Genomic DNA, 9,518 nt, shown 5'->3' on the forward strand with positions numbered 1-9,518 from the left:
GTCGGCGGCCCGCCAGGCGGCGGGGTGCGCACCGTCCCCACCGATCTCGAGCCCGATCACGAGACTGATGTCCATACAGGACTCCTCGGGGTTTCACATGCTGGGAGCGCGGGCGGGGCGGGGCCGGAGCCGCCTACGGTGGCCGGGTCCCCCTCGACCCGAGAAGGAGGGCTCCGTGCCCGACACCCCCGACCCCGTCGGCCTGCTGGAGGGTCTGCACAGCACCCCGGCCCGCCGCTACCTGGCGGACACCCCCATCCCCGAGGACGTGCTCTGGGAGCTGCTCGACGCCGCCGTGCGCGGCCCGTCCGGCGGCAACCGACAGCCCTGGGGCTGGCTGGTGGTGACCGACCCGGCGACCAAGGCCGCCATCGCCCCGTTCTACGTGGAGGGCTGGCAGCGGTCGTACGGCGTGCGCCGGGAGGAGCTGCTGCACCCGGACCGGGACCCGCAGCCGCCCACGGGCCTCTCCACGTCGACGTACCGGGCCGTCGAGCACCTGGCCCACCACATCGCCGAGGCCCCCGTCTGGGTCTTCCCGGTGCTGCCGGGGGCGGCGGGCTCGCAGGACAAGCGGCTCGGCGGGTCGATCTACGGCGCGGTGCAGAACCTGCTGCTCGCCGCCCGCGCGTACGGGATCGGCGGTGTGTTGACCTCGTTCCACCTCACCCACGAACAGGAGGTCAACGCCCTGCTCGGGCTTCCGGAGGACGCCGCGACGATGGGCCTGGTCCCCCTCGGCTACCCGACCCGCGGCCGCTGGGCCCAGCCGCGCCGCAGGCCGCTCGAGGAGGTCGTGTTCTGGGAGCGGTGGGGCGAGACCCGCAACCGCTCCTGAGGCCCGCGAAGCCACGAACGGCGCAGACGGGGGGACGGGCATGGCGGTGCTCCGGGGACCGGGGGTGGCGGACGGCGTCGGGGACCCGCGGGCCCCAGGGCGTCACCGACAGAGCGCGGCCCCGGTGCGGCAGAAGTCGACGTGTCGACGCCGCGACCAGGTCTCCGCCACACCCCGAGGAAACCCGTCCGGGTGACGGGGTGTCAAGCGACCACCGCCTCACAACGGAGGCGGAGGATCTCCCCCCGCCCCTCAGTCCGGGAACCGCAGCCCGACGAGCCGCTCGGAGGCCTCCGACAGCCTGCGGGCGTCGTCGCTCCTCCGCAGCGGGCCCCACAGCTCTTGACGCGCCGGGGCTCCGCCGACGTCGCCGAGTCCCTTCGGCCCGTAGAACTCGTCGCCCCGGGAGTCCGGGCCGGTCGCCGCCAGCAGGGCGGGCAGTGCGGCGCTCTCGACGGTGCCGACGACGCCCAGCCGGGAGAGCAGGCGGATCGCGCGGACGGCACCGGTGTCCCTCGACCGCCCCAGGCCGGGCTGTGCGGCGAGCAGGTTCGTCGGGGACACGCCGGGGTGGGCGAGGTTGCTGGTGACGCCCCAGCCGCCCGCGGTGCTGCGGGCGTCGAGATCGCGGGCGAACAGGCCGACGGCGGCCTTCGACTGGCTGTACGCGCGGGCGACGTCGTAGCTGCGCTCCCAGTTCAGGTCGTCCCAGTTGATCGTCCCGCGGCGGGCGGCGATGCTCGTCTGGTGGGTGATCCGGGCCTTGCCCTCGCGCAGCAGCGGGAGCAGCCCCAGGGTGAGGGCGAAGTGGCCCAGGTGGTTCGTGCCGAACTGCAGCTCGAAGCCGTCCCTCGTCACCTGGCGGCTGGGCGGGGTCATCACGCCGGCGTTGTTCACGAGGAGGTCGACTGGGCGGCCCTCGCCCACCAGCGTGTCCGCGAGGGCGGCGACCGACTCCAGCGACGACAGGTCGAGCGCGCGGGTCGTGACACGCGCGCCCGGGACGTCGGCGCGGATGCGCGCGGCGGCCCGGTCCCCCTTGGCGATACTCCGCACCGGCATGATCACCTCGGCGCCCGCCGCGGCGAGCCTTCCTGCGACGACGAACCCGATCCCGTCGCTCGCGCCGGTCACGACGGCGAGCCGCCCGGTGAGGTCGGGGACGGTGATGTCGATACTGCGAGCCATGCCGGTCTCCTCAGGTTCGGTCGGTGACCCGATGCTCGAGCCCGCCGACCGTCGCCGCCAGGACCCGCTCAGCCACGGCTCGACGATCCGTGGCTGAGTGCGCGCCGCCACGGTAGGAACGACGGGTACCCGAGAACGAAGGCGGTGGACATGATCGACCGGGTGGGCCTGGCGGAGTTCCTCCGCCGGCGCCGGGAGTCCCTGCAGCCCGAGGACATCGGCCTCCCCCGCGGGCAACGCCGCCGGACCAGCGGGTTGCGCCGCGAGGAGGTCGCCGCCCTCTGCCACATGTCGACCGACTACTACGCCCGGATCGAACGCGAACGCGGGCCCCAGCCGTCGGAGCAGATGATCGCCTCGATCGCCCAGGGCCTCCATCTCTCCCTCGACGAGCGCGACCACCTGTACCGGCTCGCGGGCCACCGCCCGCCCACCCGGGGCACCGACAGCCGACACGTCGGCCCCGGCCTGCTGCGCATCCTCGACCGGCTCGCCGACACCCCCGCCGAGATCGTCACCGAGCTGGGCGAGACGCTGCGGCAGACCCCGCTCGGCGTCGCGCTCACCGGCGACTCCACCGCCCACACCGGCCCGGCCCGCAGCCTCGGCTACCGGTGGTTCACCGACCCGGCCGCGCGGGCGCTGTACGCGCCCGAGGACCACGCGTTCCTGTCCCGGCTGTTCACCTCGGGCCTGCGCGGGGTCGTCACGCTGCGCGGACCGGGCTCCCGGGCCGCGCACCTCGCCGACCTGCTGCTCGCCCGGAGCGAGGAGTTCCGGACCCTGTGGGAGACCCACGAGGTCGGACTCCGCCCCCGCGAGGTCAAGACCTTCGTCCACCCCGAGGTCGGCAGGCTCGAACTGACCTGCCAGACGCTGCTCGACCCCGAGCAGTCGCACCTCCTGCTCGTCTACACCGCGGTCCCGGGCAGCGAGAGCTACGAGCGGCTGCGCCTGCTGTCGGTCCTCGGCACACAGACGCTCCACTGACGGGCGCCCGGGACGACGCGTGACGCGCGGCGACTCAGCCCGACGGAAGCCGGCGAGGTGCAGGTCAGGCCTGCGCGGCGCCGGGACGACTAGGTCATGCTCCCTGGTCCAGGACGGTGACGAGGTGGTCCAGGCCGCCGCGGTAGATGCCGCCGATCGCCTCGGCGAGCTCCTCGCCGGTCTCCGCGGAGCCCGAGGTGAACTCGGAGACCCAGAGGATCTCCGCGCCGTCGCCGTCCCCGCTCACCGTGATGCGGGAGGTGAGGTAGTCGTAGTCGTAGGTGCGGGCGGCGGCGTCGTGCTCGACGATCCGCTCGGTCGCGTCCCCGCCCCCGTCGGCGAAGGTCGCGTGCCGCACGTCGCCCTCCATGCGCGCTCTCGCGCGGCCGCAGCACCCTGCCCGTCCTCTCGTGGACCCGGGCGAGCTTGTCGACGATCGCGGCGTCGTAGTCCGCGTCCCCGTCCGACCGGCAGCGGCAGGTCGTCCGGCTCGTCGCGGCGGGCATGTCCAACGCCCAGATCGCCGAGTCCCTCTCCCTCGCCGAGGACAGCGTGGAGAAGGCGATCAGCCGGATCATGGCCGCCACCGGCTGCCCGTCACGGGTGGAGCCGGCGCTGCTCGTCGCCCGGTCCCGGTGAGGGCTCCCGGCCCGCCGCCGGTGACCGAGGTGCACGACGACGCTTGACGGGTGTGGGCCGGCCCCCGTCGGGAGGTCCGGCGGCGGACCTCGGTCCCCGTCGCCGAGGACCTCCTCAGGTCAGCACCGCGGTCAGCACACCCCAGACGACCACGGTCGTCGCGGTGGTCCAGAGGACGATCGCGATCCCCTGCCACAGCAGGACCCGTCCGCGCGGGATCCCCGTGGCCACGAGCATGGCGGACGTGAACTGCGTCGGGATCGCCAGCGGCCCGAGGAGGCTCGCGCCCGGCACCCCGAACCGGACCAGCCACCTCCGGAAGCGCCTGCGCCCCTTCGACTCGGGCTCGGCGAGTGCGGTCCCGGCCGCTCCGGCGCGGCCGGCGCGCCGGTTCACCGCCGCGACGCGGGCGCGCGAGCTGACCAGCACGACCACCAGCACGCTGAGGAAGTTGCCCACGGCCGCCGCGACCCCCGCGAGCAGGGGATGGAGCCCACCCACGACCCCGATCGCCGTCGCCCCCTCACCTTCGATGAAGGGCACCGCTCCGGCCAGCACGACGATCAACGGCTGCACGAGGTCGGGCACCTGGGCCACGAGTTCCTGGAAGTTCCGCGCAAGGTCTGCGACGGGGTTCATGACGAGCTCCTCATCCGGTGTCGCGACGAGATGCACCCGGGTCCGGACCGCCGAGGGATGGTCTCCGGCGCGGCCCGCCGGGCGGGCCACCCGGCAAGCGCGACGACACCCGGGTGGCTCTCGGAACCCACTCCACACCGTGCCGCAACGGCATGGTCAAGCCCGCGGGTCGGCCCCCACGATCCAGGGAGCGGATGCTCTCAGTCCGCTCTCAGCCCCTCGGGTCAACCGAATCCGGTCCGAGGCGTCATCCCGGGCGACGGCAGCGAACCGAAGGACGACCCGGCAGGAGCCGATGATCGAGCTGGAGCACGTGTCGAAGGTGTACTCGACCGGTGCGGTCTCGTTGCGGGCACTCGACGACGTGACGTTGCGGATCGGGAACGGGGAGCTCGTGGCGGTCATGGGGCCCTCCGGCTCCGGCAAGTCGACCATGATGAACATCCTGGGCTGCCTGGACGTCCCGTCCGAGGGCTCCTACCTACTGGACGGCGAGCCGGTGGCGGGCCTGTCGGAGAACCGGCTGGCGGACGTGCGGAGTCGCAAGATCGGTTTCGTGTTCCAGTCCTTCAACCTGCTGCCGCGGACCTCGGCGATCCGGAACGTGGAGCTGCCGATGGTCTACGCCGGTACGTCCAATCGGCGTAGACGGGCGCAGCAGGCGTTGGAACGGGTGGGTCTGGGAGATCGGACGGACCACCAGCCGAACCAGCTCTCGGGTGGGCAGCAGCAGCGGGTCGCGGTGGCACGGGCCCTGGTGACGGACCCGGCGATGATCCTGGCGGACGAGCCGACAGGGAACCTGGACACCACCTCGACGGTCGACGTGATGAACCTGTTCGTCGAGCTGAACGAGGCGGGTCGGACGATCGTGCTGATCACCCACGAGCCCGAGGTCGCCGAGTTCGCGCAGCGCGTGGTGACGTTGCGCGACGGGCGGATCGTCGGGGACGAGCGAAGGTGAGCCTCTGGGAGTCGGCGCGGATCGCGATCCGCGGCCTGCGCGGCAACACGCTGCGGTCGGCACTGACCATGCTCGGCATCATCATCGGCGTCGCGGCCGTGATCGTCCTCGTGGCGTTCGGCAACGGGCTGCAGACGTACGTCGCCGGCGCCTTCGGGCCGCTCGCCAACCAGATCCAGATCACCAAGGACCAGCAGGTCACCGGGGCGAAGGACCTCACCGACGCGGACGTGCGGGCGCTGCGGAGCCCGTCGCGGACGCCCGCGGTCGCCGCCGTCAACCCCTCCGTCAGCGGTGCGGCGTCGATCCAGCTCGCCGGCGGCGGCCAGGTCCGCACCTCCCTCACCGGCACCGAGGCGGACTACCTCGAGGTCGCCAACCGCGAGCTGGTCGTCGGGTCGTTCTTCGACGCCCAGCAGGCCACGAACAAGGCCAAGGTGGTCGTCCTCGGCCCGAACCCGGTGGCGACGCTGTTCGGCGGGCAGGCGGGCGAGGCGCTCGGCGAGCAGGTGCGGATCGGCCGGACGACGTTTCGGGTGATCGGTGTCCTGGCCGGCAACGGGCAGCAGGACGACATCGCCGTGATGCCCCTGGGCGCCGCGCGCAGCTACCTGCTCGGCGGCGGCGACGTCGTCAGCTCGATCACCGTCCGCGCGGTGTCCCCCGAGGTCGTCCCGCAGGCCCTCGAGCAGGTGCAGGCGGTGCTCGACCAGCGGCACGGCATCAGGGAGCCGCAGGACCGGGACTTCTCGGCCACGGCCCTGCAGAGCCTGCTGGACCAGTTCTCCCAGGTGCTGACCATCGTGACGATCTTCGTCGCGGGCGTGGCGGGCATCTCGCTGCTCGTCGGCAGCATCGGCGTCGCGAACATCATGCTGGTCACGGTCACCGAACGGACCCGCGAGATCGGCATCCGCAAGGCCATCGGCGCCCGCTACCGCGCGATCCTGCAGCAGTTCCTCATCGAGGCGATGGTGCTGTCCGGCGTCGGGGGGATCATCGGGATCCTGCTCGGGATCGGGCTCTCCCTGGGCGCGGGCGCCGTGCTGGGGCAGCTGGTCGACGAATTCCCCGCGCCGGCGGTCTCGGTCGGGTCCGTGGTGCTCGCCTTCGGGGTCAGCCTGGTGATCGGCCTGCTCGCGGGCGGCTTCCCCGCCAACCGGGCCGCCCGCATGCGCCCCATCGACGCCCTCCGGCACCAATGACGTCCCGCCAACGCCCACCGAGCCCCCTGAACACCTGGAGTCCCGTGAGCCAGACAGCGCCCAGGAACCCGTCCACACGCCGGATCCGCCTCGTGGGCACCGTCGCCCTGGTGGGGGCGGTGCTCGCCGGCTGCAGCGGGAGCGACACTCCCCCGGCGCCGACCGCGGTCGTCGACCGGGGCACGGTGTCGCAGGGGGTGTCGGCCTCCGGTTCGCTGGTGTCGATCACCCAGCAGAACCTCGGCTTCGCCGAGGGCGGACGCCTCGTGGAGCTCTCCGTCAAGGTGGGCGACGTCGTCGCGGCGGGTCAGCCGCTCGCCCGGCTCGACGACGGGGCCGCCCGCTCCCAGCTGGCCTCCGCCCAGGCGAAGCTGAACCAGCAGGACGCGTCGCTCGGCAAGCTGACCGGCGACAACTCGGTCGCCTCGGCCGAGGCCGCCCTCGACTCGGCCCGCGCGGTCCTCGACGCCACCCGCAGCCAGGTCGACGCCACCAGCGACGCGAACGAGTCCGCGGTGTCGCGGGCGCAGGTGCAGCTGGACTTCGACCACGGCCAACAGGACGCGGCCGAGGATCAGCTGGCGGAGGACCGCCGCGACTGCCCCGACGGCGAGGCTTCCGCGACCGCGGCAGGCACCACGTCCACGACGGGCGACACCACCGGCTCGGGGACCGCCACGGACACCGGGACCACCACGACGTCGGGCTCCGATCCCGCGTGCTCGGCGCTGGCGGCCGACGAGCAGAATGTCACGACGGCGAAGCGGCAGGTGATCGCCTCGCAGACGGCGCTGGACCAGGCGCGGAGCAAGCAGAGCACCGACGCGGCGGCCGGCAGGCTGTCGATCGTCAACGCCGAGAAGTCGATCTCCGACGCGCAGTCCCAGCTCGACGGCGCGCGGACCAGCGGGCCCGCCGACGTCGCGGTCCAGTCCGCGGTGGTCGCCGACGCCCCGATCGGAGAACCCACCCGATGAGGCCGACCCGACTCGCCTCCACCCTCGCCCTCACCGCCGCGACCGCGGTCCTCCTCGCGGCCTGCGGGGGCGGGGGAGCCGAGCAGGCGGCGGCGCCGAGCACCGACGCGACCGTCGACGTCCGGCTGGTCCTGGAGCCGACGAGCCTGGACCTCACCACGGTCTCGGGCGCCGCGCTGGAGCAGCTGCTGCTCGACAACGTCTACCAGGGCCTGCTGACCCGCACCCAGGCCGGCGAGATCCGCCCCCTGCTCGCCGAGTCGGTGCAGACCTCTGCGGACGGGCTGACCTACACCTTCTCGCTCAGGCCGAACCTGCGGTTCGCCGACGGTTCCCCGCTGACCTCCGCCGACGTCGTGTGGTCCTACCAGCGGGTCCTCGCGCCGGACTCGAAGAACCCGAACAAGAAGGACCTCGCCGCGGTCGCCGCGGTGACCGCACCGGATCCGCGGACCGTGCAGATCACCCTGTCGCAGCGCGACTCGAACCTCACCTACGCGCTCACCAACCGGGCCGGCGTGGTGCTGAAGAAGGACACCGACCCCGCCTCGCTGGCCGCGACCCCGAACGGCAGCGGGCCGTACGTGGTCCGGCAGTGGAACCGTGGCTCGACGATCACGTTGGCGCGCAACGAGAACTACTGGGGCGAGAAGGTGAAGGTCGCCTCGGTGGTGCTGCACTACATCACGGACGACAACGCGGCGAACAACGCGCAGCTCACCGGCGAGACGGACGTCGAGACCGCACCGGAACCGACCCTGCTGAGCGCGTTCGAGGGTCGGGACGAGTTCACCGTCGCCGAGGGCATCACGTCGGACAAGTTCGTGCTGGGCTTCAACACCGGCCGCGGACCCCTCGCGGACCCCCGCGTGCGCCACGCGATCCGCCAGGCCATCGACAAGGACGGTCTGATCAGGATCCTCGGCGGGACCGGGCAGCGGATCGGCAGCGGCGTGGCCCCCACCGATCCCTGGTACGAGGACCTCACCGCGATCGACCCCTACGACCCCGAGGCGGCGAGGAGGCTGCTCGCCGACGCGGGCCAGGCGGGCGGGCTGACGCTGTCGCTGCAGGTCCCGAACATCTACCCGGAGAGCGTCGGGACGTACGTCGCGTCGCAGCTCGGGCAGGTCGGGATCACGGTGGACGTCCAGCCGGTGGAGTTCGCGACCTGGCTGGACAAGGTCTACAAGCAGGCGGACTACGACCTGAGCATCGTCGACCACGCCGAGCCGCGGGACATCGGCAACTACGCGAACCCGCAGTACTACTGGCGCTACGACAGCCCCGTCGTGCAGGACCTCGTGGCCCGCGCGGGCACCGCCGCCACCGACCAGGAGCGAGACGACCTCTACCGGCAGGTCGCGCGGCGGATCTCGGAGGACGCGGCGAGCGACTGGCTGCTGAACCCGGGCACCCGCACGGTGATCCGGGAGGGCGTGGAGGGCTTCCCCACCAGCTCCACGAGCTCGCGGCTCGACCTCTCGGCGCTGACCGCGACGGAGCCTGCCTGACGTGCTCCCCTTCCTGATCCGGCGGACGGTCCTGTTCCTGCTGTCCCTACTGGTCGCGAGCCTGCTCGTGTTCGGGCTGCTCCGGCTGCTGTCGGGGGACATGGCGCAGGTGATCGCGGGCGTGGAGGCCACGCCGGAACAGGTCGAGCTGCTGCGTGCCGAGCTCGGCACCGACCGGCCGGTGGTGGTGCAGTACCTCGACTGGATCGGCGGGGTGGTCACCGGGGACTTCGGGACCTCGGCGCTGTCCGGGGTGTCGGTGTCCGCGGAGCTGGCCGCCAAGCTCGCCGTGACCGGGCCGCTGGTCCTGGGCTCGATCGTGCTGGCGGTGCTGGTCGCGGTGCCGCTGGGGGTGCTCGCGGCGGTCCGGCACCGGACACGGGTGGGGCTGGGGATCGCGGGGCTGTCCCAGCTCGGCATCGCGCTGCCCACGCTGTGGGTCGGGCTGGTGCTGGCGATCGTGTTCGCGGTGGTGCTGCGCTGGCTCCCCGCCCAGGGCTTCCCGACGGCGGGGTGGGGCCAGCCGGGCCGCGCGCTGCGCAGCCTGGTCCTGCCGTGCGTCAC

At 73.0% G+C, this 9,518-nt stretch carries 10 protein-coding genes and 1 pseudogene; 8 read left to right on the forward strand and 3 right to left on the reverse strand.

All coding sequences use genetic code 11. The features are described 5' to 3' along the window. Positions 1 to 175: 175 nt before the first annotated feature. On the forward strand, positions 176 to 838 hold the full coding sequence (locus H5J29_RS10915; protein ID WP_312858158.1) for a nitroreductase family protein: 663 nt from the start codon (positions 176 to 178) through the stop codon (positions 836 to 838). Between the two features lie 252 nt (positions 839 to 1,090). Here H5J29_RS10915 and H5J29_RS10920 read toward each other — a convergent pair whose 3' ends face one another. Continuing rightward, positions 1,091 to 2,026, reverse strand: a complete 936-nt coding sequence (locus H5J29_RS10920; RefSeq protein WP_181780819.1) for an SDR family oxidoreductase — start codon at positions 2,024 to 2,026, stop codon at positions 1,091 to 1,093. A 150-nt stretch (positions 2,027 to 2,176) separates the two neighbouring features. Between H5J29_RS10920 and H5J29_RS10925 the strand changes: the two genes are divergently transcribed. Further along, the gene (locus H5J29_RS10925; protein WP_181780820.1) at positions 2,177 to 3,016 is read left to right on the forward strand and encodes a helix-turn-helix transcriptional regulator; all 840 of its coding nucleotides are present in this window, start codon (positions 2,177 to 2,179) and stop codon (positions 3,014 to 3,016) included. A 94-nt stretch (positions 3,017 to 3,110) separates the two neighbouring features. Here the strand turns inward: H5J29_RS10925 and H5J29_RS10930 are convergent, their stop codons facing one another. Next, on the reverse strand, positions 3,111 to 3,374 hold the full coding sequence (locus H5J29_RS10930) for an SRPBCC family protein (protein WP_220187253.1): 264 nt from the start codon (positions 3,372 to 3,374) through the stop codon (positions 3,111 to 3,113). Between the two features lie 116 nt (positions 3,375 to 3,490). Between H5J29_RS10930 and H5J29_RS10935 the strand changes: the two are divergent. Further along, positions 3,491 to 3,655 (forward strand): annotated as a pseudogene (locus tag H5J29_RS10935) (LuxR C-terminal-related transcriptional regulator); the annotation flags it as partial. Positions 3,656 to 3,769: 114 nt separating this feature from the next. Here the strand turns inward: H5J29_RS10935 and H5J29_RS10940 are convergent. Continuing rightward, a complete protein-coding gene (locus H5J29_RS10940; protein WP_181780823.1) occupies positions 3,770 to 4,294 on the reverse strand; it encodes a small multidrug efflux protein in 525 nt (174 codons plus the stop codon). A gap of 295 nt (positions 4,295 to 4,589) precedes the next feature. Between H5J29_RS10940 and H5J29_RS10945 the strand changes: the two genes are divergently transcribed. From H5J29_RS10945 to H5J29_RS10965, 5 genes are all read left to right on the forward strand, one after another. Continuing rightward, positions 4,590 to 5,258 carry an ABC transporter ATP-binding protein gene (locus H5J29_RS10945; protein WP_181780824.1) on the forward strand — a complete coding sequence of 223 codons (669 nt, stop codon included), beginning with the start codon at positions 4,590 to 4,592 and terminating at the stop codon, positions 5,256 to 5,258. After that, the gene (locus H5J29_RS10950; protein WP_181780825.1) at positions 5,255 to 6,463 is read left to right on the forward strand and encodes an ABC transporter permease; all 1,209 of its coding nucleotides are present in this window, start codon (positions 5,255 to 5,257) and stop codon (positions 6,461 to 6,463) included. Before H5J29_RS10945 ends, H5J29_RS10950 begins: the two co-directional genes overlap by 4 nt. A 92-nt stretch (positions 6,464 to 6,555) precedes the next feature. Beyond that, on the forward strand, positions 6,556 to 7,440 hold the full coding sequence (locus H5J29_RS10955) for an efflux RND transporter periplasmic adaptor subunit (protein ID WP_181780826.1): 885 nt from the start codon (positions 6,556 to 6,558) through the stop codon (positions 7,438 to 7,440). Beyond that, a complete protein-coding gene (locus H5J29_RS10960) occupies positions 7,437 to 8,954 on the forward strand; it encodes an ABC transporter substrate-binding protein (RefSeq protein WP_181780827.1) in 1,518 nt (505 codons plus the stop codon). Before H5J29_RS10955 ends, H5J29_RS10960 begins: the two co-directional genes overlap by 4 nt. A gap of 1 nt (position 8,955) precedes the next feature. Next, the coding region (locus H5J29_RS10965) for an ABC transporter permease (RefSeq protein WP_181780828.1) at positions 8,956 to 9,518 on the forward strand (563 nt) is incomplete at its 3' end.

Source organism: Pseudonocardia pini (genome assembly GCF_013870575.1).
GTDB lineage: Bacteria > Actinomycetota > Actinomycetes > Mycobacteriales > Pseudonocardiaceae > Pseudonocardia > Pseudonocardia pini.

Bases quoted from the DNA above. Each gene is read 5' to 3' on its own strand.
- H5J29_RS10920 (WP_181780819.1), bottom strand. From the start codon at position 2,026: ATGGCTCGCAGTATCGACATCACCGTCCCCGACCTCACCGGGCGGCTC.
- H5J29_RS10925 (WP_181780820.1), top strand. From the start codon at position 2,177: ATGATCGACCGGGTGGGCCTGGCGGAGTTCCTCCGCCGGCGCCGGGAG.
- H5J29_RS10940 (WP_181780823.1), bottom strand. From the start codon at position 4,294: ATGAACCCCGTCGCAGACCTTGCGCGGAACTTCCAGGAACTCGTGGCC.
- H5J29_RS10945 (WP_181780824.1), top strand. From the start codon at position 4,590: ATGATCGAGCTGGAGCACGTGTCGAAGGTGTACTCGACCGGTGCGGTC.
- H5J29_RS10960 (WP_181780827.1), top strand. From the start codon at position 7,437: ATGAGGCCGACCCGACTCGCCTCCACCCTCGCCCTCACCGCCGCGACC.